Below are 25330 nucleotides of genomic sequence, written 5' to 3' on the forward strand. Positions count from 1 at the left end.
GGTCGGCGGGGGACGCCGGGTCGTTGATCGGCGGCTGCTCGGTGTGGCTCGGTGGTTGCTGGGTGAGTCTTCACCGGTTGCTCGATGGTCGCTCACCGGTTGATCGATTGGTTGCTCACCGGCTGACGCGTGGCCGCGAGGTACAGGCAAGAGGCAGCAAGAGGCACAGCAAGAGCCACAGCAAGAGCCACAGCAACAGGTCCTGCCGCTCACTGCGCTGTTCACTCCCGGGCCCAGCCCCGGCCGTCAGGTTCGGACGCCGTCGCCTGACTGCCCGCGGGAGATATGGACCTCCAGGCCGTCCAGGATGCGCTCCAGCCCGAATTCCCACGCCTTGTCGCTCCCGGCCCCCGTGGCGGTGGACGCGACGGCGGCAGTGAGGGCCGGGAAGCGGTCGGAGCGGCCGACGAGCAGCTCGTTCAACGCCGCGCTCATGACCTGTTCGGGCGTCTTCGCCGCCGCGCTGCCCAGCCCCATCGACACCGACACCTGGGCGATGGCCCGGATATGGCCGGTCACCACCACCACGGCGTCCAGCTGTTCGCCACCGGTGAGACCCGTGCCGGCGAGAGCGGCAACGGCGCGCTCGGTCCAGCCGAGTTCATTGGGGCCCATGACGCGGGGCCCGGTGGCCGCCTCCAGGAGCCACGGGTGCCGACCGAACACCGCAGCCAACTGCCCGGCCCATTCGTGCAGCGCACTCCGCCAGGGTGCACCTGCTGCGCTCGCCGGCGGTTCGCCCATCGCCGTGTCGATCATGAGCGCGACCAGCTCGCTCTTGCCGGGGACATAGCGGTACAGGGACATCTTGGTGAAGTCGAGCTCCCCGGCGACCCGTTGCATGGAGACCGCGGCGAGCCCGCCGATATCGGCGAGCGCGATGGCCGTACGCGTGATCCGATCGAGGCTCAAGGCCGGCTTGGGGCCACGACTGGGCCGCTCCCGCCCGCCCCACAGCAGCGCAACGCTGCTCGCCTGATCCCCGAACACGCTGCTCTTCTCGTCACCAGACACCCGCACATCCTAAAACTGTGTCCGGGGTATACGTGACTGCGTCCATCGGATACAGTTCTCTGTGCGAGCCTGCTCGTGACCGACGAGCAGATGAGGGGCTGCACGAAACAGGGGGATGAACGCCATGCGCGAAGTGGGGAATCCGAGTTCCGCGGGCGCTGCGGGCGCCACGGGAGATCGGCGGCGGACGGTGCTGATCTCGGGCGCGAGCGTGGCCGGCCCGGCGCTGGCCTACTGGCTCGCCCGTCATGGCTGGCGGACCACCGTCATCGAGGTGGCTCCCGCCCTGCGCGGCGGCGGTTTCGCGGTCGACTTCCGGGGCGCCGCGCATCTGGCCGTGCTGGAGCGTATGGGCATCCTCGCCGGCGTCAGAGAGCACCGCACGACCGGCAGCCCCCTCACCTTCATCGACGCGCAGGGCGACGAAATAGCCACCCTCCCTGAGGAGTTCGCCGGCGGCGATCTGGAGATCCTCCGCTCGGACCTCTCCCGCCTCCTGCACGACCACAGCCGGAAGGGCCATGGACCGAGCGGCGCAGCCTCCACCACGTCCACCGCCCCCGAGTACGTCTTCGGTGACTCCATCGCCTCCCTGACCGAGACGGACGACGGCGTGCACGTCACCTTCGAGCGGGGAGCGCCGCGCACCTTCGACCTGGTGGTCGGCGCCGACGGCCTGCACTCCACCGTACGGAGACTGGCCTTCGGCCCGGAGAAGGAATTCGTCAGCCACCTCGGCTACTACGTCGCCGCCTGGGATCTGCCCGCTGGGGCAGCAGACCTCGCCGTCCGACCGGTGGGCTACGGCGAGCCGGGCCGGCTGGCGAGTGTCGGCCGTATGGCCCGCCGGGAGGGCGAAGCAGGCTACGCGGGTGAGGTGTTCTGCGTCTTCGCCTCAGCCGAGCTGGATTGCGACCGACGCGACATCCATGCGCAGAAGAAGGCGATAGCCCAGGCATACGAGGGGGCGGGCTGGCGGACGCCGGAATTGATCGAGACATTGTGGGGCGCCGATGACTTCTACTTCGACTCCATAAGCCGGGCCGATGTCCCCCGTTGGTCCACGTCCATGGGCCGGATCGTCCTCCTCGGCGATGCCGCGTACAGCGCGACGGTCGGTGGCATGGGCACGGGCGCGGCGATCGTCGGGGCATACGTCCTCGCGGGCGAGCTGGCGGCCGCGGGTGGCGAGGCCGGTGCCGATATCGAGGGCGATGCCGATGGTGAGGGGGAAGGCGGTACAGGTGGTCACCGGGAGGCCTTCGCCCGTTATGAACGGCGGATGCGTCCCTACGTAACGGCGTGCCAGGAAGGCGGCGCGGGGGTTGGCGCGTTCATGGCCCCGCCCACCCAGGAGGCAATCGACGCGCGCAACGCCGCCCTCAACGACCCGGCCACGATCGCGGCCATCCTGGAAGGAGGCACGGAACTCTCCGCAGCCATCACGCTGGAGCCCTACCCCGAGTTGATGGGGTGACGGGGGATGGGGGACGTGCGGCGACGGGGGGGCGCGGTGAGGGGTGACGGGGGCGGGGCGACGGGGTGATGGCCCGACCGGGAGGGTCTGGCGGGGCGGGATGCCGGCGGGGTGAGGGCCGGCCGGGTTGGGTCCCGGGGTGGGTCCCCCCGGGGTTGGGGTCCAGGGGGTGGGGTCCGGTTGGGGCCCGGCGGGGCCCGGCAGGGCGATGGGCGAGGGCGAAGCGAGAGCAGGTCTGACCTGCGAGAGCTGGTCATACCTGCGAGAGCTGGTCAGACCTGCTCGGTGAGGGGGTGGGGCGGGGGGGGGAGGGGGAGGCGGGTGCGCTGTGACGGGGTGGCGGGATGTGAAGTGCGGCGCGGGTGCAGGCGCGCCGCACTGCGGGCGGGGGAGCGGCAGGCGGGGGAGCGGTGGGCCGCACCCGCTCGGCAGGGTGCGGCCGGGGGGTTCCGGTGGGCGGTGACGCGGGGGGGATTCAGCGCGAGGTGAGGCGGCTGGGGCTGATGCGTCGCGGGGCGTGACACGTGGCGGAGCCTGACACATGGCGGGGCGTTGGGGCGTGACGGGCGTGACGGGCGGGCCGGGCGTGACGGGTTTCCCTCGCCCGAACTCTCCGCCCGACGCTCCGCCCGAGGTGCGCGTATCCCCCTTCTCGCTGCCCGCCCGATCAGCCCACCTTTCGCCTGCTTACGCCCCTTTCCGCGTGAGATGTCCTCCCTCTCGCGCCACCCGTGCCTGGTGTCACAGGGTGCGCCGGTCCGGGGGGGGGGGGTGAGCGCGGCCGATAGTGGCCCTGTGTGCGGCCGGTCACCCTCCCCGCCGCCCGGCCCGCCGTGAGGCCGCGCCCCCGCGGTCGCGCCACCCGGCGGCGAGCCGTGGCCACCCTGTCGGCGCCCCGGAGCCTCCCCGGCCGCGACCTGCGACGGCCGGTGATGGCCGGCGATGGCGGTGGTGGCTGCTCCCCCCCCAGGTCCGGGTCGCGGATCTTCTCTCGTTCGGTGGATTGGGATCGCGATCAATGGGCACGCGGACCGGGGTGACGCGTGACGTCATGCTGTGGCACCCTCGATCGCGAACCGTAACTTGAGCTATCGATAGTTTTGCTATTGCTTTGCTGTCGTGAGAGATGTTGGGTGGCCCGATGGCTGAAGTGTCGCTGTTTCTCCGCGAGTACGCCCGGACGCGACGGGACGTCGGGGCGATCGCGCCGAGCAGTTCCCGACTCGGCAGGGCTCTCACCCGCTACGTGATTCCCAGCCCCGGAAGTTCACGCGCGGTGCTCGAAGTGGGCCCCGGCACCGGAGCGGTGACCCGCCACATCGCCGGTTCCATCGGACGGCTGGACACCCTGGACCTGGTCGAGGCCAACCCGCGCTTCGCCGACCTGCTGCGCGGCGCCTACGGAAGCGACCCGAGGCTGCGATTCCGTACCGGCCTGGTGCAGGAACACGACCTGGGGAGCTACGACACGATCGTGTGCGGCCTGCCGTTCGCGAACTTCGACGCCCACACGACGGAAGACATCTTCAGCCGGCTGCTCGGTGCCCTGCGGCCCGGTGGCACGCTCTCCTTCTTCGGATACGTCGGCGGGGCCACGATGCGCCGGACGCTCGCCAGGGGCCCGGCGCGTGAACACACCCTCGACGGCCAGAACGTCCTGCGGCGCATCCTGCACCGGCACGCCTTCCGCAGCGAGTCCGTACTCGGCAACCTGCCGCCGGCCCGCGTGCACCACCTCGCGCCGGTCAGCGACCCCGTACACGCCGACTGAGCCGGACCCTGCCTGCCAACTGCCCCTCCCCCTCCCCCTCCCCCTCCCCCTGCCCCTGGCGCTGTCTCGCCCGGGCCGCCGGTCTTGGCTACCGCGCCTCCGGCTGCGTTCTTCGGGAAACGTCCTCCTGCGCGATCCGGCGCAGCGCGGCCATCGCGGCGTCGCCCAGCAGAGTTCCGAGCACCGTGCCCTCGACCTTGCCGTCGCTGCTCGGTGCGCGGGCGATGACACCCAACTCCGCGGGCGCCAGCGTTCCTGCCGCGTCCGCGTACAGGTCGAGCAGTCCGAGCAACTCGCCCTGGTCCAGGTCGCGGTAGGTCGCCACGATCTGGACCAGCGTCTGCCGGCCCGGATTCTCGGGCTTGACCGCCCAGCCGTGCCGGCCCACCAGCTCCTCGACCTCCTGCTCGGCGCTTACCCACTTCTCGTCGTCGCCCGGTTCGGGGGTGGAGCGGCTGACCGCGGACTGGGCGGTGCCGAGCATGCTGTGCACCGAACGTCCGGGGGAGTCGACCTCGGTGAGCACCTCGCCCGCCGCGGCGATCGACAGGCCGCCGACGTCGATCAGTGCGCGGATCAACTTCAGCCGCCGCACATGTGATTCGGCGTACTGGACCTGGTTCGGACCGGTGCGTTCGCCGGTGGGCAACAGGCCTTCGCGGGTGTAGTACTTGATTGTCGGAACCGAGACCCCGGATTGCCGCGCCAATTCGCCGATACGCATACCCCGAGGGTAGCGGTCGGTCGGGATCCTCCTGTTCCCGCCCCTTCAGCGCGTTCGTATTCCCGTTTCCGTGTTCAGGACCAGAGAGGGCGCTCAGGATCAGAGTTCTGGCAGGTGGCCTCCCGGTTCACCGTTCCCTCTGCCTCTACCTCCACTTTTACCTCTACCTCCGCCTCTCTCTGACCCCCTCTGCTCTCTCCGCTTCTCTCCGTCGTCCGTGCGTTCCTGTCCATACGAATCCGCGCGGTGGAAACCGTTCCAGCGCGGTGGAAAGGGTGGAGCGCGGTGGAACCCGAGAGAGGTAATGAAGAGAGGCGAGTGGGTGGCGAGTTCCGTAGTTGCCGTCGTGCGGGGACTGGCGGGCGGTCGGGCGCGGCGGACCCGCGGCGGATCCGAGGCGGATCCGCTGCGGACCGGAGGCGGACCCACCGTGGAGTCCGCCCCGCTTGCCCGCGTGCCCGCCTCCGATACCGACGCCGGCCGTCCGCACGACGCCGCGTCCCCAACTCGCCATCGGAAGGCACATGTTGAGGTGACCCGCTACGCGCGGCCGGGCCGCCGGCCGTAGAATCCGTCCGAGCGAGAGAGGTGGCGAATGGTGATCGCGGGGGACATCACGGTCGTCGTGCAGGATGACGACGCGGACGATCAGGCTCTGGACGAGCTGACGGGCCAGCTTCACGAGGAGTTGCTGCTGCTCGACCTGCCGGACGTCGTCCGGCCGAGCGGGCCGGGGGCCGACGGCGCGAAGAGCGGCCTGTTGCCGTCTCTGGCGACGTTGGTGGTCAGTGGAGGGTTTTCGGTGGCCGTGCTGCGGTCGCTGACGCTCGTGGTGCGGGAGTGGATGAAGCGCAGCGGGGCCCGTAAGGCCGTGCTGGTCAGTGGTGAGCACCGGCTGGAGATCGAGGCTGCCTCGAAGAAGACCCAGGACGCGGCGGTGGACGCCTGGATCCGGGTGCTCTCCGCCGGCGGTGCGGCTCCGGCGGGTCCGGGGCCCTCCCCGCAGGCGTTGGCGCCGGCGGATCCCGCGTCTCCGGGGGGCCCGAGCGGAGGCTCCTGATGCCAGGCCGAGACCCCGCCGAGGATCGGCTGCAACGGCGGGAAGCGACAGCGGACATGAGGCTCCGGTGGCACCGCCTGGTGGACCGGCGACGACGTCCTGCCCGTGCCGCGCGGTGCGGTTCCCGTGCGGCGTGCCCCGGGGGAGGTCGTCGTGGGTGACCGGCGTGCCCTTCTCGTGGCCACCGAGCGGTATCTGGACCCGTCCCTTCCGCATCTGCGTTCTCCCGTCCACGACGCCCGGAAGCTCGCCGCGCTCCTGGAAGACCCGGATCTGGGGCAGTTCGATGCGGTGCAGGTACTGATCGATGAATCGAAGGCCGTCATCGAGGAGGCGGTCGAGCGTCTCTTTCAGGACCGCGATGTCGATCTCGCGCTCGTCTACCTTTCCTGCCACGGACTGAAGGACAATCGGGGCCGGCTGCATTTCGCCACCGTGAAGACCAGCCGCGAGATGATGCGTGCCAGTTCGGTGTCGGCGGAATTCATCAAGGAGTCGATGGAATACGGCCGGGCGAAACAGAAGATCGCCCTGCTGGACTGCTGCTTCTCCGGCGCCTTCGGGAAGTCGAAAGGCGCCACCGTCTCCGTCGATGATCTTCCGCAGCAGTTCGTGGACCAGCGGGGCAGTTATGTGATCACCGCCTCCAACGCCGTACAGGAAGCGCAGGAGGACGAGAGCGCGACGGGCGGTGCGACCGAGTGGAGTTCGGTCTTCACCCGCTCGGTGATCCAGGGCCTGACCACCGGGAAGGCCGACCTGGACGAGGACGGCTGGGTGACGGCGCAGGAGCTCTACCAGTACGTCGCCGATCTTGTGGGCCGCACCCACGACCAGAAGCCCACCTTCTTCGGCAGTGACATCCAGGGCGGCAGCCGGCTGCGGTTGTCGAAGGCGGCGCCGCACGCGCACCGCCCGTTCCCCGGGCTGGTGGAATCGGACGGCCCGTCCCCGCGTTCCACCATGGACCAGTTGCTGCCGCCGATCGTGGTGACCGAGCAGCGCGGCCTGTCGGCCGAGGAATGGCGCGACAGCGGCCGGCTGATCACCCCGGTCGGGCGGTCCCACCGGGCGGAGGGGCGCAGGGTCCAGACGCACTGTGTGGATCTCTCCGGCGGAGCGGGTCACGTCGCGGTGGCGGGCGGCCCGCGCAGCGGCAAGACGTTGCTGCTGCAGACCCTCGTCACCTCGCTCGCCCTGACCCACACCCCCGCCGAGGTCGAATTCCACTGCATCGACTTCGGCGGGGGCGGCCTGCGGCGCCTCGCCCATCTCCCGCACGTACGCGGCATCGCGGGCCGCCGGCACCCGGACGACGTGCACCGGATGGTCATGCACGCCGTCGCGGTCAACACCCGGCGCGAGAGCGACTTCGCCCGCCTGCCGTCGATCGATTCCATCGAGGCCTACCGCGGTGCGCGGGCCCGCGGTGAGCTGGCCGACCAGCCGGTGGGCGATGTGTTCCTGCTGGTGGACGGCTGGTCCGAATTCGCCGAGAACCACCATGACCTGTCGTTGGCGGTGAGCGCGGTCGGTGCCACCAGCCTGCGGCACGGCGTGCACATCGTGGTGAGCACGCCGCAGTGGTCCGCCCTTCCCCGGCAGTTGCTGGAGGTCATGCTGACCCGGTTCGAGCTGGCGCTCAGCTCCCCGGACGACTCGATCGTGCACCCCGATCTGGCCGCCCGTCTGACGCCCGCCACTCCGGGGGTGGCGCTGTGCAACGACCGCGCGGAGAAGCGGTACGTGCACATCGCGCTGCCCCGTACGGACGGGGTGGTGGCGGTGGACGACCTCGCGACGGCCGCCGCCGCCCTCGGCAGCCGCGCGCGGGGCGGCTGGGCGCGGCTCGCCGCCGAAGAGGCGGCCCTCGTGGTGCCCGCAGCCCGTGAGGAGCTCCGGTTCACGGATCTGCTGGAGATCGGCGACGCGGCATCCGTCGACGTCGCCCGGACCTGGCGGCGCCGGACGCCGGCCGAGCGGCTGCGGGTGCCGATCGGCGTCGACGGAGACGGCCGGCCCGTCCTGCTCGACCTCAAGGAGGCCTCGCAGCAGGGGATGGGCCCGCACGGCCTGTGCGTCGGCGCGACCGGTTCGGGAAAGTCGGAGCTGCTGCGCACCCTGGTGCTGGGCCTGGCGGTCACCCACTCCTCGGAGACGCTCAACTTCGTGCTGGCCGACTTCAAGGGCGGCGCGACCTTCGCCGGTATGGCGGAGCTGCCGCATGTGGCGGCGGTGATCACCAATCTGTCCGACGATCTGGCCCTGGTCGACCGGATGGGCGACTCGATCACGGGCGAGCTGCAGCGCCGCCAGGAACTGCTGCGCTCGGCCGGCAACTACGCCAACATCACCGACTACGAACGGGCGCGCGCTTCGGGCGCCCCGCTGGAATCACTGCCGTCCCTGGTGATCGTGGTCGACGAGTTCAGCGAACTGCTCACCGCGAAACCGGACTTCATTGAGATGTTCACCCAGATCGGCCGCATCGGCCGTTCGCTCGGTGTGCACATGCTGCTGGCCTCCCAGCGCCTCCAGGAGGGCAGGCTGCGTGGCCTGGACTCCTATCTCTCGTATCGGATCGGGCTGCGGACGTTCTCGGCCGAGGAGTCGCGGGCCGCGATCGGCGCCCCCGACGCGTATCACCTGCCGAGCACGCCGGGCTCCGGCATCCTCCGGCACGACACGGACACGATGGTGCAGTTCAAGGCTGCCTACGTCTCCGGTCCGCACCTGGCGGACGCCCCCGACGGCGGCCCGGAAGGCGCTCCCGGCGAAGGTGCGGAGCCCGGTGCGTCGGCCGACTCCGTCCTGGACGTCATCGTCCGGCAGATGCAGGGGCAGGGCCGGCCGGCCCACCAGGTGTGGCTGCCGCCGCTGGGCGAGTCGCCGTCGCTCGACGAGCTGCTGCCCCTGCTCGCGGTCACCGAGGAACGCGGCCTGCACGCGACAGGGTTCGACGCCATCGGCCCTCTTGTGGTGCCCGCCGCGATCGTGGACAAGCCGTTCGATCAGCGCCGCGAGGTGATGTACCTCGACTTCTCCCTCTCGGCCGGACACGGCCTGGTCGTCGGCGGCCCCCAGTCCGGTAAGTCGACGGCGATCCGCTCGGTCATCTCCTCCTTCGCCCTCACCCACACCCCGCGCGAAGTGCAGTTCTACTGCCTCGACTTCGGTGGCGGCGGACTGCTGTCGCTGGAGGGGCTGCCGCATGTCGGCGGGGCCGTCTCCCGGTTGGACCCCGAGAAGATCCGGCGCGCGGTCGCCGAGGTCGTCGCTGTCCTCGACGAGCGTGAGGAGTACTTCCGCACCCACCACATCGACTCCATGGCCACCTACCGCCGGCTCCGTGCCGCAGGCCACCACTCCGAACAGCGGTGGGGCGATGTCTTCCTGGTGATCGACGGCTGGTCCCGCTTCCGTACGGAATACGAGAGCCTCGACCCCGTCATCCTCGACCTCGCCGCCCGCGGCCTCGGCTACGGCATCCACCTCATCATCGGCGCCGCCCGTTACGCCGACCTCCGCCCCACGCTGCGCGACCATCTCCTCAACCGCGTCGAGCTGCGTCTGGGCGACCCGATGGAGTCGGAGATCGACCGTCGCAAGGCGGACAACGTCCCCGCCGGCCGCCCCGGATGCGGCCTGTCGCCGGAAGGGCTCAGCTTCCGCGCGGCCCTCCCGCGGCTGGACGGCCGAGGCGGTGCCGGTTACCGGCAGGGGGCGGCCGGGGCCGGTGTGTCCGCTCCCGGCGCGATCGGTGCCGGGGCGGGCGACCCGACGTCGATCGGCGACGGGGTGAGCGACCTGGTGTCGGCGGTGCGCGCGAACTGGCAGGGCCCCAGGGCACCCGAGATCCGCGTGCTGCCGAAGCTCCTGCACGTCAACGAGCTGCCCCCAGCGGGCACCCACCCGCAGCGCGGCATCCCGATCGGCGTCGACGAGGCGACGCTGTCCCCGGCGTTCATCGATTTCGAGACCGACCCGCTGCTGGTCGTCTACGGCGAGGGCGAATCGGGCAAGACCTCGCTGCTGCGTCTCCTGGCGCAGCAGATCGCCGAGCGCTACCCGCCGGACAAGGCACTGCTGCTGGTCTCCGACTACCGCCGCTCGCTGCTCGGCAACATCCCGGCGAGCCATGTGTCCCACCACTGCGCGGCGTCCTCGCAGTTGCAGGAGGCCATCTCCGGTCTGGCGGGTTCGCTCGGCCGGCGGATGCCCGGTCCGGACGTCACTCCGGAGCAGCTGCGCAACCGCAGTTGGTACGACCTGCCGGACGCGTTCGTCCTCGTCGACGACTACGACCTGGTGGCCACCAGCAGCGGCAACCCGCTCCAACCCCTGCTGGAATACCTGCCGTTCGCCCGTGACCTGGGCCTGCGGCTGATCCTGGCGCGCAGCACCGCGGGCGGCGGCCGGTCCCAGTACGAGCCCGTCATGCAGCGCACCCTGGAACTCGGTGCGCAGGGCCTCCTCCTCTCCGGTGACCCGGCCGAGGGCGGCCTGGTGGGCAACGTCCGGCCCCGCCCCCTCCCACCGGGCCGCGCCACCCTCATCACCCGCAGACGCGGCAGCCAACTGATCCAGACCGGCTGGCTCCCCGCCAACTGACCGCTCGGCTCCCCGCCACCTGACGGCGGGAGAGCGGCAAACGGCGGCCCGGACCGGACGGGGGGCCGATCCGGGCCGGCACCAGCCGTTGTGGTTCCGGGTGGCTACTTCGCCATCAGGACGCTGTCGATGATGTGGACGGTGGCGTTGGAGGTCTGGACGTTGCCGCAGACGACGTGGGCCGAGTCGTCGACCCTGTACGCCTCACCCGAGCCGGAGGTGGTGAGCTTGGTCTTCGCGAGTGTCTGGTACGAGCCGTTGGCCAGCTGCTTCGGGGCGATCTTCTGACCGACGACGTGGCCCGTGAGGATCTTGGTGAGCGTCGCCTTGTCGGCGAGGACCTTGTCCAGCTGTGCCTTCGGGATCTTGCTGAAGGCGTCGTTGGTCGGCGCGAACACGGTGATGTTCTTGGCGCTGTTGAGGGTGTCGACCAGACCGGCCTTCTTGACCGCGGTGACCAGCGTCGACAGGGCCGGGTTGTGGGAGGCGGCGGTGGCGACCGGGTCCTTGGCCATGCCGTCGAAGCTGCCCTTGCCGCCCTTCGGGACGGTCGAACAGGCCGGGCCGAACGGCGTGGCCATGGTGTCCATGCCGTCGCCGGCGTTGCCGTCCTGGGAGGGCTTGGCCGGGGCGGACGACTGGGCGTCGGACGCCTTGTCCTTGCTGTCGCTGCCGCTGGAACAGGCGGCCAGCGAGATCGGCAGCAGGGCGACCGCGGTGATCGCGAGGGCGGTGCGGCGGAAGCGAAGAGTGCTCACGGTGATTCTCCAAAGTGCATGCGAAGGAAACTGGACAGAACGAAAGACAAGGGAGGGGCGGGAGGGGGAGGGGACAGGTCCCGTCCGGTGATGGGTCATCAGGTCACGGTGACCACCACCGAGTGCCGTCCGGAGGCGCCGTCGGGGATGGGGCGGGCCCGTTTGTCCGTCTGCGTGTAGCCGGTGCGGTCGGTGGCCCGGACCTCAAGGGTGTGGGTGCCGGACGTGGCGGGCCATTCCCAGGACCACTGCCGCCAGGTGTCGAGCGGCCCTTCCGTGGCCGGTTCGGCACGCTGCCAGTCGCCGCCGTCCACCTGGACCTCGACCCGTTCGATGCCCTTGTGCTGCGCCCACGCCACCCCGGCCACGATGACGGTGCCGGCCTTGATGTTCGCGAAGGGCTTGGGGGTGTCGATGCGGGACTCGGTCTTGATGGGGGCCTCGCGGGCCCAGTCGCGCTTGACCCAGTAGGGGTCGTACGCGTCGAACGTGGTCAGTTCGATGTCCTGGATCCACTTGCAGGCGGAGACATAGCCGAAGAGGCCGGGGACCAGCATCCGGACCGGGAATCCGTGCGCGAAGGGCAGCGGCTCGCCGTTCATGCCGACGGCGAGCAGCGCGTCCCGCCCGTCCATCACGCTCTCCACCGGGGTGCCGAGGGTCATGCCGTCCACGGAGCGGGCGACGAGCTGATCGGCGGGGCCGCCCTTCGACGGCGGCCGCACGCCGGCCTCGCGCAGCAGTTCCGCCAGACGTACGCCGAGCCAGCGGGCGGAACCGACGTACGAGCCGCCGACCTCGTTCGAGACGCACGTCAGGGTGATGTCGCGCTCGACCAGTCGCTTGCGCAGCAGCTCCTGGAAGTCGAGGGTGAGCGGCTTGGTGACGCCCTTGCCGTGGATGCGCAGCTTCCATCTGCCCGCGTCCACGCGGGGGACGGTCAGGGCGGTGTCGACACGGTAGAAGTCACGGTTGGGGGTGGTGAACGGACTCAGCCCCGGCAGCCGCAGGTCCACGCCGCGCGGCAGTCGGGGCGCGGGGGAGTCGGGCGGCGGCAGGGTGAGGGTGGCGCGGGACGCCGCGGCCTGCTCCGCATCGCCGGCGTTCAGCCGGCGGCCGAGGACGCCCGCTCCGGTCGAGGCCGCCGCCACGGCGACCGTACCGATGACGAATCCCCTGCGGTCGACGCCGGATCCGCCCGTCGCCGCTTCGCGCGGCCCGGCGGGTGCGGTGACACGTCCGGCGAGGAACCAGAGCACGGCGGCCGCGAGAAGGCCGCCCACCAGGGAGGGGACCGCGTCCGGGAAGCCACCGGAGTCCGGCCGTCCGGTTGCCGCGACGGCGCCGACGACACCGAAGAGCAGCACACCGGCCGATGCCGAGCGCCGGAACCGCGGTGCCAGTACGCCCAGGGCCATCGCCAGGAGCGCGAGCACCACGAGGATGCCGAGTTGGAGGACGAGTTTGTCGTGGGTGCCGAAGTGCCGGATCGCCCAGTCCTTGACAGCGGCCGGCGTCCGGTCGATGGCCGCCCCGCCCACCGCGGTGACGGGGCTCGCCTCGGGCCGTACCGCCACGGACACCAACTCCGCGACAGCCAGCGCCGCGTAGCCGGCGACCAGGCCGCTGCATGCGCCCAGTGCCGTGCGGAGGACTGTGTTCCGTCGCGTGCTCATGGCCGGTATTCGGAGCACCGGAGGGAGCGGATTGGTCCGACGTCAAGGATTCCCCCGCCCGGGTCACCCGACCGGCCCGCGGTCCCCGCCGGGGAGAGAATCCAGGCCGTGCGCACGGCTCTGCCCTGCGTACGCCGCGACACCCCGCCCTTGGATCGCGTCGGTGGCGGCGGTGGGCCGGCCGCCGCGGCAGCCGCCAGGACCGGGGCGGTTGAGGAACACCCGCCCCGGCACACGAGGGTGGGACCCCGCCAGGAGTCCCACCCACCTTGGGTCATGTGGCAAGGGGCCGTACGACGGGGCTCAGAAACGGCCCGGGGCACGCTCCGGGAGCGGAGAGCCGGGGAACACGTCCCGCTTCTGCTTCTTCCGTGCCTCCTCGTTCGAGGCGGCCGTCGCCCGGCAGGTCACGTCCTTCGCCGGGAGCTTGCCGGTGAGCAGGTAGCCGGTGACCGTGCCGTCCGTGCACGCGTTGCCGTTCGGGTAGACGCCATGGCCCTCGCCGCCGAGGACGGTGACCATCTTCGAGCCCTTCAGGTCGGCGTGCAGGGCCTGACCGCTGGGCAGCGGGGTCTGCGGGTCCCACTCGTTCTGGACGACCAGGGAGCCGGCCTTGTTGTTCACCTCGGTCGCCGGTTCCGCGGACCTGTCCCAGAACGCGCAGGGCTTGATGCTGGACGCGAAGTCACCGTAGAGCGGGTAGCGGCCCTTGTCCTCGATGGCGTCCCGCCGGTAGCTCTGGGGATCGCGGGACCACGCGGCCGAGTTGTCGCCGCACACCACGGCCCAGAAGCTCGCCGTCATGTTGTCGGACGGCACCTCGGCGGCGGCGCCTGCCCTCCCGGGCCGCTCGGATCCGGCGAACGCCGAGAGCTTCTTCGCGGAGGCGGGCTTACCCTCCGCGGCCTTCTTCAGCTCCACGACCCCCTCGGTCGCGGCCTTCGGACCGAAGACCGCCCCGCGCATACCGCTGCGGATGTCATCTCCGGTGTTCGGCTGCCCCTCCACCTCGATGGGCGACTCGTCGGCCTGCGCGACCAGCTCCCAGAAGGTCCGGTCGACCTTCTTCGGGGTGTCACCGAGGCCGTACTTCTCCGAACGCTCGGCGGCCCACTCCGTCCACCGGTCGAACGCGGGCTCGGCGCCCTCCGCCCACCACTGGATCATCCCTCGCCAGGCGCGCGCCGGATCGACCGCGCTGTCCAGCACGAACCGGTCCGCCCGGCCCGGGAAGAGCTGGGTGTAGACGGCGCCCAGGTAGGTGCCGTACGAGACGCCCATGTACGAGATCTTCTTCTCACCGAGGACCGCCCGGAGCAGATCCATGTCCCGCGCGGTGTTGCGCGTGGTGATGTGCGGGAGCACGTCGCCCGCCTTCTCCTTGCACTTCTTCGCGACGTCGCGTGCCCAGGCGACGTCCTTGCCGAACGTCTCCTCCTTGTACGGCCGCAGCCAGTTCTCCTCCTCCGGCACCAGATCGCAGGAAACCGGGCTGCTCTTTCCCACACCGCGCGGGTCGAAGCCGATGAGGTCGTACTTCTGCTGCGCGGACTTGGGGAGCCTCTCCCGCATCGCCATCGGCATGTAGAGCCCTTCCCCTCCCGGGCCGCCGGGGTTGGACAGCAGGACGCCGTGCCGCTTGCCGGGCGCGGTGCTCTTGATCCGGGATATGGCCAGGTCGATCCGCTTGCCCCCGGGAGCCCGGTAGTCCAGCGGGACCTTGATCGTGGCGCACTCGAACTCCGCCGGGGAGTCGGCGTCACACCGCTTCCACTGCGGCTTCTGCTTCACATAACGGTCCAGCGTGCCCTTGGCGGCTAATGAGGAGGCGGCCGACGGGTCGGCGGCCGGAGCGGCGGCGGCCGTCGAGGTGGCGAGCGCGGGAGCCAGCAAGGCCGTGACACTCACAGCCAACAGGGGCCCGAGACTTCGTCTCTGCACGTAATCGTTCCTTCCGGTCTCATGTTCGGACAGGAACGATCATTCAGGTGGCGCACGTCGCAAACATCAGCCGAGCGGCCCCAACTCCCCTCCGTCTTGGGAGTGATGCCACGGCCGCACATGATTCCCTGGACGTAGGGGACGGGCGCGAGGCGCACCCGCTACACCGCCCTTCATCACCCGCCCCAGACGGCCAGAAGCACGGGCTCCGCGCATCCAGTGACACGCAACGCGTCGAGGACTGCCGGTTCCTGTCGAGGACCTCCAGTTCCTCCAGCGCCTCCCGTTCCTCCAACTGCCCTGGGGACGAAGCGCCGCCCTGATGCCTGGCGAGCCGGGCGGCCACCGAAACCCCGCCCGGACCGGCGCCGGCTGGGCGGTCCCGGCTGATCCGGCCCGCTCCGCGACAAGAGCGCCAGGGTCAGGAAACTGCCTCTGAGCAGCAAAAAGACCCTCCTGGAGGAGGGTCTGGCGTGAGCGCCCCCGGCAGGACTCGAACCTGCGGCCAAGTGCTTGGAAGGCACCTGGTGTGACGGCGATCAATGCGGCACTGTGCTGCACAGGTGCGTTCATCTCCCTGGCCGCCGGTGCGATTTTCCAGGTTTTCGGGAAGTTCCGTCGGAGCGTCCTTGAGTAGACGCCCTCTCGGTCCGAACCGACCCGAGGCGGCCGGCCCGTCTGGGTTCTGTCCGGCGGATCATGGAGGAAGCCGGAGTCAGGACCAGGACCAGGACCGGAGCCGGATCGCGGCGAGGGTGGCGCCGGGTTCTCCTCTCGTTTCGACCTCACACGGATCTGGCCCAGGAGCAGGGCACGAGGGATGGCTGAGGTGCCTTCGGGGAAGGGATTGTCGCGTTCGACGTGGCCCACCGTCCGGTAGAACCGGCAGTCGCCCCCACCGGACCCCGGGTCCCGGGCCCCGAGCACGTCCCTTCCCTCCGTAACGCCGAGCGAAAGGCTTCCCTTGCGCGCTCAGAATCTGACGGTACGCGGGCCTTCCCCCACCGTGTTCGAGCGGTTTCCCGTCCTCCGGCGGGGGCTGGACCGGCTGGAGCGGAGGCCCACCGCCTTCGGGCTGTTGATGTGGGCCGCCGGCCTTGCCCGGCCGGTCTTTCTGGACCATGTGTTCACTCCCGATCCGCGTGCCGAACTCAGCGCGGTTCGGGCGCTGTTGGAACAGAATCGCGAGCGGTACACGGAGCGGCTGAGCGGCTTTCTCGAACATGCCGATCTGCTCGCTCGTATCCCACTGCGCGGAGTGGAAAAGGCGGCCACCGCCTACTGGGGCAACACCTGGCTGCCGCCGCTGGACGCGCTCTCCCTCTACGGCATGCTCGCCGACTGCAAACCGGCCCGGTATCTGGAGGTCGGTTCGGGCAACTCCACCAAGTTCGCCCGCCGGGCCATCTCCGATCTGGGTCTGGACACCCGGATCACCTCGATCGACCCGGAGCCGCGGGCCCATGTCGACCGTCTTTGCGACGAGGTCGTCCGGGTGCCGCTCCAAGACGCGGACCACGCGGTCTTCACGGAGCTGGAGGCGGGCGACATCCTCTTCCTCGACGGCTCGCACCGGCTCCACATGGGCTCGGACGTGATGGTCTTCTTCTTCGAACTGCTCCCACGGCTCAAACCCGGTGTGCTGATTCAGGTCCACGACATCATGCTTCCGGCCGACTATCCCGCGTCCTGGCGGTGGCGGTTCTACTCCGAGCAGTACTTGCTGGCCGCACTGCTCACCGCGGCACCGGAACGGTTCGACGTCCAGCTGCCGAACGCTTTCGTCCACGCGGACCCCGAACTACGCGAGGTCCTGGGCCCCCTCTGGCGCCGACTCGGAGTGACCCGGCATTTCCGCCCCGCGTCCTTCTGGTGGCGCCACCAGGGCTGACGGCACGAGACCGTAGGCGGGCAACTTGCCGTACTCCGGGGGGCATGCCCGCTCGGCCTGCGGCCGTGAGCTCCGAGTGAGGCAAGGAGCCGCGCCGGGAGCCGGGCCTGATCCCGGCTCCCGGCGGCTTGCCGGGCCGGCTCGACGGCCGGCACCTCGACCGCCGGCAAGGCCCCCGCGCGTGCTGTGGCCCACGCCTACGCGCTCTCACCACGGGGGAGCCAGTCCACGGACGAGGTCGAGGGGGAGCTCGCCCGCGTGAGCGTGAGGACGCCCACAAGGCCGCGCCTCGCGGGCGGTGTTCGCGAGTCCGTTCACGGCCTCTCGCGGTCCGGATCCGGCCGTTGTCGCCCGCCAGGCCAGGGGGCAGCCCGGCCGTCTGCCACCATGAACTGCCCGGTGACCGGCCGCGGAGAAGGGCAGTCCCGCCCATGTGGCCGCGAGATGATCGCGATGTGAAGGAGTGCCTCGATGACCACAGGTCGGGTCAGTTCGGCCGTTATGGCTCATCCCGTGCGCAGGGTCCAGGCTGAGGAGTTGAGCTCCCGCCTCGGTCTGGGGGGCCTGGCCCTGGATCCGGATCCTGACGGTGCCCCCTCGGCGTTACGGACGGCGTTGGTGGCCTGGGCCGCCGTATCCGAGGCGGCCACGCACCACCTGGTGGTTCAGGACGATGTGACCGCCCCGCCCGAACTGCTCGGCCTCGTCGCTGCGTCGGCGGCGCGGTTTCCGGACGACGCGTTGATCTTCTACACGAACTGGCACGCGCGCAATGGCGCGGCATCCCGGCTCGCCGCGCTCGCTGGGGCGGGCTGGGTGCGCGCCGTACCGGAGGAATTCGCGCCGACGCTGGCCATCTGCCTGCCCACCGGCAGGGCTGAGGACTTCCGTCACTTCGCCCGGGGCAGTTCGGAGCGGCATGACGATGAGGTGATGGCCGCCTTCTTGCGCAAGGTGGGGAGGGCCGGCCTGCTGGCCGTGCCCAATGTCGTCGAGCACATCGGCACCAGCTCGATCAACGGCCATGCGTCACAAGGGATCCGGCGGGCCGCCTGCCCGGTCGGCGCCGCGGATGCCCGCCCGCTGCTCGGCCACGGGTGGGTCCTGGAGGAGCTGGACTGGCTTCCGTACATGCGGTACGGCGAGGGCTATCTGCGGCCGGCCGGGCAGGAGAACGCCGCCGAACCACTCCGGCACACCCGGTGGGCGGACGCGTTGCCCGGCACCGGTCTCACAGAGGGGCAGCTGCGCGACATCGCGCAGCGCAACTGCCCCACGGACATGGCGGACGCGGTGGGCAGTGCCTACGGTGCGGCGTTCGCGGCGGAGCTGTGGATCCACTGTCTGCTCCTGGGCAGACAGGCCGAGGACGCCGCCCGCCGGCACTCGGCTCGGACGGGCACCCGGCCCGAGGCCGGTCCCGCGGCCGTGCGGCTGCGCGATGCGGCCCTGTCGACGGTCGGCCTGGCGGGGCTGCCGCCCGAGCGGCGTCCGGACGTGCTCCCGGCGCACGCCGAGCTGCTGACGGCGTACGCCTGGAGCGCGGTCAGATGCGGGAGTCTGTTGCTGGATCCTGCTGCCGCACCTCGTGCGTGATCCAGACGCACGGCTCCCAATAGGCACCCCGGTCCGTCCCGTGGTCGATACGCAGGGTGTCCAGCCCACCCGGGAAGACGTAGTCCCCGTCGTCGGGAAACGCCATTCCGGTCCACGCCTCCCATTCGGCCACCGTGCCGGTGATACGTGACGAGTGGGCGACGGAGGCGGCGATCGCCCCGCCGAGCCGTACCTGGGTGCGGACCCAGGGGTCGAAGGGGGAGCCGTCGGTGCGGGTCCAGGCCGCGTACCGCTCGATGGGGATGAGCGGATAGCGGTCCTTCCAGGTGGGGCGGACCGGCACGATCACATGGTCCAGGCCGTCGGCTCGGGCCAGGTCCACCATCTGGTTCAGCAGGAGCTTGGAGAGCCCTTTTCCCTGGTGCGCGTGCGGGATCTCAATTCCCAGGGCACACAACGCAGTCGGATCGGCTCCGGAATCGTGGTCGCGAAATGCTGCCGCGATCGACTCGTCGAGCCCGGTGCCCAGACCTTCGGGGGTGCCGTCCCAGGTGCGGGGGAGTGCCCGTCCGGCACCGAGGATATCGTCGTTCTCCTCGTCGTACAGAACGAATTGATACTCCGGCAGATCGTCGAAGAGGCGCGTCCAGTAGTCTCCGTTGATATCGCCGTGCAGGTTGTATTCCGGGATCACTCCGGCGAAGAGTTCGGGGATGCGGTCCCAGAGTTCGGGGCGTTCCGAGTGACGCACCATAATGACGGTCATTGCCTACCCTTTCTGCCGTGCCGGGGTGCGGGTAGGAAGATCAGGAGGGGGAGACGGCTTCCCAGATGACGACGATCGGAATGCCGTCCCAGGCGGCGCGGGCGGCGTCCGAGATGGATTCCTCATAGCCGCCGGGAGCCAGTCGTCCGTTGAAGACGGGTTCGAAACAGGACCGTACGGAGAGTCCCGCCGAAGCGAAGGCGTTCAGATAGCTGCTGGGCAGATGTACGTGGTTACGCACGAATGCCAGCCGGTCGGAGCCGTGCACGAACAGGCACTGGCCTTGCAGCGAGATGACGAACGGGTGCATATCGGTGATGATGACCCGGCCGCCTGGCCGGACGACGCGGGCCAGTTCCGCGATTCCCGCGTTCAGGTCCGGCAGATGCGTCATGGCGAGGGCGCAGACCGCGAGGTCGACGGAGTCATCGTCCAGCGGCAGTTGCTCCAGGCGTCCTTCGCGGTACTCGGCGTCCGGGGCGTTGTGGCGGGCCTTTTCGAGCATCTCCGGTGACTGGTCCACCCCGATGGTGCGGTAGCCGCGGGCCGTCAGGGCCGCAGTCTGCCGTCCCGTTCCGCAGGCCGCGTCGAGGGCTGTGCCCACCGGGCCCTTGTCCAACAGCCCATGGACCACGGGCTCCTCGACCTCGATGTAGGAGCTCGGCAGGGAGTCGTAGACGGCGGACCACGACGCATAGCCGGCCGCAGCGTCGAGCTCGCTCACGGCTGCCCCGCCGTCCGGAAACTCCGTCCCCTGACCGTTGGCGAACTTACGGATCTCCGCCACCCGTTCTTCCAGGAACTTCTCGTCCCCGCTCATGGCGTGACGCAGCAGAGCCAGACCCTCAATGCCCAGAACGAGTTCCCGAACCCGGAATTCACTGTCCATCGATACCCCTCGCGCAGAGTAGCTGTTTGCCGTCCCCGCCGCACTACCCTCACGGCCGTGCAGGCAGTCGCGCGGATTCCTCCTTGTCCGGAATTCGCTGAAAGGCGGCCGGTCTCACCGGCCCCATTGTTGTGGACTGCCGCATCGCCTAGCATGACGCGCCGAGAAGGGGCCGCAGCAGGATTCTGTAAGGCGAGGGGCGGGAGTGCGCATGATCGAAGGATATGTGGGACGGGAAAGCGTTATGGCCGGGAAGGTTCTGCTGCTCCATGTCTCCACGGACGCCCCCGAATTCTGTGTCCGCTTTTACCGACTCGGCAGCGAACTGAACTTGGTGGCGGAGTCCGGCCCCTTTCCGGGAGTCTTACGGACCGCGCCACCGCATCCCGACGGAATCGCCGAGCACGCCTCGCCCGCCGTGGATTGGAACTGGCCGCCCTGCCACGTGCCGATACCCGACGACTGGCAGCCGGGTGTCTATCTCGCCCATTTCATCGAAGGCGAGGGCCACGCGGCGAAGGCCGCGCCACTCCTCGACAACTCCGGAATCGAGGGGTTCGGGCGCGAGTTCTTCATCGTCCGCCCGCGCCGGCCCGCGCTCACCTCCCGCATTCTCTACAAGAAATCGACCTTCACCCGCCACGCCTACAACCGCTCGGATCGCGCGGATCTGCGGCGCGCCAGCAGCCTCTACGACAACCCGGTGTATGAAGCGGGCGGAGGCGGCCGGCCGCGCGGCCACCGGCTCAGCATGCACCGGCCCGGCGGCGTCATCGACCTCGCCTACTGGGACGCCCCGTTCATCGCCTGGCTGGAGCGCACCGGCTACGACGTCGAATACTGCACCGACCTCGATCTGCACGAGGACCCGGACCTGCTCACCCCGTACGACCTGCTGCTCAGCGTCGGGCATGACGAATACTGGAGTACGGCGATGCGCGAGCAGGTGACGGCGTTCGTGCGCGCGGGCGGGAACGTCGCGTTTCTCAGTGCCAACACCTGCTGGTGGCGGGTCCATCTGACCGACGGGAACACCGCGTTCGTCACGGACACCGATCACCAGGTGGGGGACACCTACCCGCACTTCCCGGCTACGGACCTGTGGTGGCCGAAGCAGCCCGACGGCGTCGGCGCACCCGAGAACAGCCTGACCGGGGTCAGCCTGCGCAACGGCGGTATGTGGCCGGGAGAGTGGCCGGGCGACCGGCCACGGGCGGGATATACGGTGCAGCACGCCGATCACTGGGTCTTCGAGGGGACCGGACTGCGCGACGGGTCGGACGGTGGGATCCCGGACGCGCTCGGCGCCGGAACCGCGTTGATCGGCTACGAATGCGACGGCGCTGCCTTCGTTCGCGACGCCGCCGGCACCGCCCGCGCCACAGGTGTGGACGGCACCCCGGACACTTTCCTCATTCTCGGCATCTACCTCCTGGATCCGGTGAACGAGGACTTCCACCATCTCAAGTGGGGACATTGGAACTGCCCCGCGCGTGAGCCGGCCGCCACCGGCCCGCGCGCAGCCACCATGGGGCTCTACACCACCTCCGGTGGCACGGTGTTCACGGCCGGGACCACTGACTGGCCGGTCGTCTGCGGCCGGGAACTGGACGCAGGCGTCGTCCGCGTGACCCGCAACATCCTGGACCGCCTTGGCGGCCCGGCTACAGCAGGCCGATGACTTCGTGCAGCGTGGTGATCCGCGCGGCCCGCTCCGGAACCGGCGGGGCCACGCCCTCGACGGCCCGGTCCGCACGCCACAGATGCGCGGCCCGCATCCCGGCCGCCAGTGGGCCCAGGACATCCGATGCCCACATGTCCCCGACGAACAGGGACTGTTCGGGGCGCAGGCCGCAGCGGTCGAGAACCGCGCGGTAGATGAGAGGGTGCGGCTTGCGCGCACCGGCACGGGCGGAGGTGACCGCCACCTCCACCACATCCGCCAGGCCGACGTCCTCCATCGCCCGGTCCAGGTCCCAGAACCAGTTCGAGCAGACCGCTACCGTCACTCCCCGCGCCCGCAGTTCGGCCAGCACATCGAGCACATCGTGGAAGAGCGCCAGCCGTAGATCTTTCATCGCCCGGTCGATGTCGGCGGCCAGGCCGTCCACCTCGCCCGCCGGCACCCCGCAGGCGCGTGCCCGCTGCCTGAGACGGTCCAACTCCCAGGCCCGATAGGTCTCTTCACTGGTGGACTGTGCCGAGTGGCACTCACCGTCCGGTGGCCCGACCGCCCACTGGTCGCCCCATTTCTCCCCCGCCTCGGTCAGGCCCTTGCGGGCGAAGACCGATCGGTGGCTGGGCGGCCAGGGCGGCACCATGCGGACGAGCGTGCCGTAGAAATCGAAGATCACTCCCCGGACGTCCGCAGGCCGCCCGGCCGCCATGCCGCTCAACGGTTCCTCAGAACCGTCCGTGCCGGCGGGGGAAGTAGTCCTGCAGTTCCCCTTCGCGCTCGATGTCGACGGTTGCGCAGTGCAGTCCGCCGCCGAACGGTCCCACCGCGCGGAACGGCACCGGCACCACCTCGAATCCGTACGAGACGAGCTGGTCGGACAGCGGCCCTTCCTTCTCCTCGACGCACAGCGTGTTCTCGTCGAGGTTGAGCATGTTCCCCGCCAGCCACGGGCTGCAGTACGACAGCTTCGGCGGGTGCTCCCAACTGGCCGGCTGCACCGCCTCCACGATCTCCCAGTCGTTGAGCTTGAAGAACGCCATCAGCTCGGCGTCCGCCAGCCGCTCACCGCAGTGCAGCACCAGACCGGGCCGCAGCGGTACCCAGGTCGCATCGATATGCAGCGGGTGGGTGTTGGTCGAGGTCACCGCGTGCACCCGGTGGTCGGGGAAGTGGCGCTTGAGCCAGTCGTATCCGGTGCGGTTGGTGACGAACGACAGCTGGACGAAGAGGTCCTTGCCGAAGCGGGCCACATCGGCCGCGTCGAACAGCGGCTCGGCCTCGGTCAGCACCAGGTCATAGTCGCGCACCCGAGTCAGCTGCTCTTCGGTGGAGAGGTTGTTGTAGGTGTCCCAGAAACCCGGGTGGTACGAGGCATCTGTCAGACGTGGCTTGGGGGCCGCCTCCCAGCGCATGTTCCGGTCGCTGTCGAACAGCTTCTGTAGCAGGGGCCGATAGCAGAGGTACTCGTACCAGCGGCTGCGGTAGGACATGGTGGCTTCGAGGACCTCGTTGCCGACCGTGAGGAGCAGGTCCCGGGGCGGCATACAGCCGGACATCGAATCCTGGGTCCAGTCGGGCGTGCTGACCTGCTGGCTGAAGTCGACCGGTGCCGGGCGGTCGACTCTGATGCCGCGCTGGGTCAGCATCGCGGCGAAGGCGTCCAGCTGCTCATTGGCCTCGGCGGTCATCTCGGCAGGCATCGCGCCGTACGTCCCCAGCGGGAAGCCGTCATCGGGGAAGTCCCGTCGCACCGCCGGCTCGGGCGCCTGCACGACCGCGTTGTCGGCCCGTCCGACGACGACGTGCCGCAGGGGATCCCAGCCGTTCCATGCGTTGACCTTCACCGGCCGTGTGTCCGGATCTGCGCTCGGCGTGCCGTACTCAGTCACGTGCGGGCCCTTCGATAGGGGACGTGGGAGACACCCGGGCAAAGCTGAGGCAGCGGGGGCAGCAGCGTCAAGGGCGGATCTTTTGTGCACCGCAGGGTTTGCGTCAATCCGCCGTCGGCGCAGGAGTGCACCTGCCGCGTTCGGAACGGCTTCCAGCCTCGGCGTCCGAGACTTTCCTTTCTCCGGGTGATCATTTTCGGTGGCCGGACTTTCTGGCCGGAAAGCTTCCCTTGGGTAGATTGCCCGGTCGTGGGGGGGTAGATAGGCACCCGGTTCCGATAACCCGGACGGAGGAGACCATGGCGGAGCGCATCTCCCGGTATGGCTCGGTATTGGTCGGCGTTGCATTGCTCGGGTCTCTGGTCGGCTGTGGCTCCGGCGGTGACGGCAAGCGGCTTCCCGCGGCGGAGCGTTCCGGCGATCTGACGGTCTGGCTCACCGTGGACGCCCAGGAGAGCTGGCCGGGTCTTGTCTCCACGGTCAACAAGCGCTTCCACAAGAAATACCCGAAGATCAATATCAAGGTGCAATATCAGCAGTGGACCAGCAAGAACCAGAAGATCGATGCCGCGCTCTCCGGTCAAGATGTGCCGGATGTCGTCGAGATGGGAAACAGCGAGACCACGAATTACATCGCCAATGGCGCCTTCGCGGCCGTGGACCCGGCGAAGTTCGACCATTCCAAGGAGTGGCTCGGCGCGCTCAAAGACGCATGCCGGATGGACGGGAAGACGTACTGCGTTCCCTATTATGCGGGTGCCCGGGTGGGGATCTACCGCACCGACCTGCTCAAGAAGGCCGGTGTCGACCATGCGCCCCGCAGCTATCCCGAGCTGATCGCCGACCTCGACAAACTGAAGCGGAAGTTCGGCGCCAAGGACAAGAACTTCTCCGCCTTCTACATGCCCGGCCGCTATTGGTCTGCAGCTATGGCATTCGTGAAGGACGCGGGCGGCGAGATGGCGGTCGAAAAAGACGGCCGCTGGCAGGGCGCGCTCTCCTCTGCCCGGTCCATGGCCGGACTGCAGTCCTGGCGGGACCTCCTCGACACCTACTACGCCGGCGACCGCTCCAAGGACAACGGCGACGAACCGGCGGTGGTCGGGCAGGGCCGGGTCGGCATGTTCTACGGCAACACCTGGGAGGCCAAGGCCGCCACGGACAGCCGGTCCGGTGGCGATCCGGCGCTCCGCGGGCGGTTCGCCACCTTCGCCTTCCCCGGCCCTTCGGGCAAGCTGCTGCCGCCGTTCTTGGGCGGCTCGACGCTGGCGATTCCCGCCAAGTCGAAGAACCAGGACCTGGCCGGAGAGTGGATCAAGATGTTCACCTCTCCTACGTCACAGCGCCGCCTCATCGCCGCCGACACACTGCCCAACAACACCTCTCAACTGCGGGAAGTGGCTGCCGACGGCGTCAACGGCCCGGCCGCGCAGGCCGCCGAGCGCGGCTGGGTCACTCCGCTTGCCCCCGGCTGGGGAGCGGTGGAGAAATCCAACATCCTGCAGGAGATGCTCCAGGACATCGCGACCGGCAAGCAATCGGTGCGGGCCGCCGCGCGGGCCGCCGACCGGCGTATCGACGCGGTGATCAACGAGAACTGAGAGCGACGCGGGCGTCAGGACGGCGGT

17 protein-coding genes and 1 tRNA gene are annotated in these 25330 nt (G+C 69.8%); 8 read left to right on the plus strand and 10 right to left on the minus strand.

What is annotated here, in order from left to right:
• Positions 1-246: 246 nt before the first annotated feature.
• Complete coding sequence (locus tag ACIRQ7_RS28735) at positions 247-1014, minus strand: TetR/AcrR family transcriptional regulator (RefSeq protein ID WP_404265537.1); 768 nt, start codon at positions 1012-1014, stop codon at positions 247-249.
• A 124-nt stretch (positions 1015-1138) separates the two neighbouring features.
• Between ACIRQ7_RS28735 and ACIRQ7_RS28740 the strand changes: the two genes are divergently transcribed.
• Positions 1139-2491, plus strand: coding sequence for an FAD-dependent monooxygenase (locus tag ACIRQ7_RS28740; RefSeq protein ID WP_404265538.1), 1353 nt, complete (start codon positions 1139-1141; stop codon positions 2489-2491).
• Between the two features lie 1141 nt (positions 2492-3632).
• Positions 3633-4262 carry a class I SAM-dependent methyltransferase gene (locus tag ACIRQ7_RS28745; RefSeq protein WP_404265539.1) on the plus strand — a complete coding sequence of 210 codons (630 nt, stop codon included), beginning with the start codon at positions 3633-3635 and terminating at the stop codon, positions 4260-4262.
• 88 nt (positions 4263-4350) lie between these two features.
• Here ACIRQ7_RS28745 and ACIRQ7_RS28750 read toward each other — a convergent pair whose 3' ends face one another.
• Positions 4351-4986, minus strand: coding sequence for a MerR family transcriptional regulator (locus ACIRQ7_RS28750; RefSeq protein ID WP_404265540.1), 636 nt, complete (start codon positions 4984-4986; stop codon positions 4351-4353).
• Positions 4987-5581: 595 nt separating this feature from the next.
• Between ACIRQ7_RS28750 and ACIRQ7_RS28755 the strand changes: the two genes are divergently transcribed.
• Together ACIRQ7_RS28755 and eccCb are read left to right on the plus strand one after the other, a co-directional pair.
• Positions 5582-6046, plus strand: a complete 465-nt coding sequence (locus ACIRQ7_RS28755) for a hypothetical protein (protein WP_404265541.1) — start codon at positions 5582-5584, stop codon at positions 6044-6046.
• 153 nt (positions 6047-6199) lie between these two features.
• Positions 6200-10657: a type VII secretion protein EccCb gene (gene eccCb, locus ACIRQ7_RS28760; RefSeq protein ID WP_404265542.1), complete on the plus strand. Its 4458-nt coding sequence runs from the start codon at positions 6200-6202 to the stop codon at positions 10655-10657.
• A 104-nt stretch (positions 10658-10761) separates the two neighbouring features.
• Here the strand turns inward: eccCb and ACIRQ7_RS28765 are convergent, their stop codons facing one another.
• The 4 genes from ACIRQ7_RS28765 to ACIRQ7_RS28780 all read right to left on the minus strand — a co-directional run bounded on the left by ACIRQ7_RS28765 (position 10762) and on the right by ACIRQ7_RS28780 (position 15599).
• Positions 10762-11415 (minus strand): fasciclin domain-containing protein, encoded by a 654-nt coding sequence (locus ACIRQ7_RS28765; protein ID WP_404265543.1) that lies wholly within the window; start codon positions 11413-11415, stop codon positions 10762-10764.
• A 98-nt stretch (positions 11416-11513) separates the two neighbouring features.
• The gene (locus ACIRQ7_RS28770) at positions 11514-13091 is read right to left on the minus strand and encodes a molybdopterin-dependent oxidoreductase (RefSeq protein ID WP_404265544.1); all 1578 of its coding nucleotides are present in this window, start codon (positions 13089-13091) and stop codon (positions 11514-11516) included.
• Between the two features lie 303 nt (positions 13092-13394).
• Positions 13395-15032, minus strand: a complete 1638-nt coding sequence (locus tag ACIRQ7_RS28775) for an alpha/beta hydrolase (RefSeq protein ID WP_404265545.1) — start codon at positions 15030-15032, stop codon at positions 13395-13397.
• Between the two features lie 478 nt (positions 15033-15510).
• Positions 15511-15599 (minus strand) — tRNA-Ser (locus ACIRQ7_RS28780).
• Between the two features lie 397 nt (positions 15600-15996).
• Between ACIRQ7_RS28780 and ACIRQ7_RS28785 the strand changes: the two genes are divergently transcribed.
• Positions 15997-16923 carry a class I SAM-dependent methyltransferase gene (locus ACIRQ7_RS28785; protein ID WP_404265546.1) on the plus strand — a complete coding sequence of 309 codons (927 nt, stop codon included), beginning with the start codon at positions 15997-15999 and terminating at the stop codon, positions 16921-16923.
• A gap of 513 nt (positions 16924-17436) precedes the next feature.
• Positions 17437-18519, plus strand: coding sequence for a hypothetical protein (locus ACIRQ7_RS28790; protein ID WP_404265547.1), 1083 nt, complete (start codon positions 17437-17439; stop codon positions 18517-18519).
• Here the strand turns inward: ACIRQ7_RS28790 and ACIRQ7_RS28795 are convergent.
• A complete protein-coding gene (locus ACIRQ7_RS28795) occupies positions 18470-19246 on the minus strand; it encodes a GNAT family N-acetyltransferase (protein WP_404265548.1) in 777 nt (258 codons plus the stop codon). The two genes, ACIRQ7_RS28790 and ACIRQ7_RS28795, sit on opposite strands and share 50 nt — an antisense overlap.
• Positions 19247-19286: 40 nt before the next feature.
• On the minus strand, positions 19287-20135 hold the full coding sequence (locus tag ACIRQ7_RS28800; RefSeq protein ID WP_404265549.1) for a class I SAM-dependent methyltransferase: 849 nt from the start codon (positions 20133-20135) through the stop codon (positions 19287-19289).
• 244 nt (positions 20136-20379) lie between these two features.
• Between ACIRQ7_RS28800 and ACIRQ7_RS28805 the strand changes: the two genes are divergently transcribed.
• On the plus strand, positions 20380-21816 hold the full coding sequence (locus tag ACIRQ7_RS28805) for a N,N-dimethylformamidase beta subunit family domain-containing protein (RefSeq protein ID WP_404265550.1): 1437 nt from the start codon (positions 20380-20382) through the stop codon (positions 21814-21816).
• Here ACIRQ7_RS28805 and ACIRQ7_RS28810 read toward each other — a convergent pair.
• On the minus strand, positions 21800-22522 hold the full coding sequence (locus ACIRQ7_RS28810) for an HAD family hydrolase (protein ID WP_404265631.1): 723 nt from the start codon (positions 22520-22522) through the stop codon (positions 21800-21802). The genes ACIRQ7_RS28805 and ACIRQ7_RS28810 overlap by 17 nt on opposite strands.
• Before the next feature lie 16 nt (positions 22523-22538).
• Complete coding sequence (locus tag ACIRQ7_RS28815) at positions 22539-23657, minus strand: serine/threonine protein kinase (protein ID WP_404265551.1); 1119 nt, start codon at positions 23655-23657, stop codon at positions 22539-22541.
• 344 nt (positions 23658-24001) lie between these two features.
• On the opposite strand from ACIRQ7_RS28815, the gene ACIRQ7_RS28820 reads away from it, so the two are divergent.
• The gene (locus ACIRQ7_RS28820; RefSeq protein WP_404265552.1) at positions 24002-25303 is read left to right on the plus strand and encodes an extracellular solute-binding protein; all 1302 of its coding nucleotides are present in this window, start codon (positions 24002-24004) and stop codon (positions 25301-25303) included.
• The last annotated feature ends 27 nt before the right edge of the window (positions 25304-25330 follow it).

The sequence above is a fragment of the Streptomyces sp. NPDC101393 genome (assembly GCF_044767385.1).
Classification (GTDB): domain Bacteria; phylum Actinomycetota; class Actinomycetes; order Streptomycetales; family Streptomycetaceae; genus Streptomyces.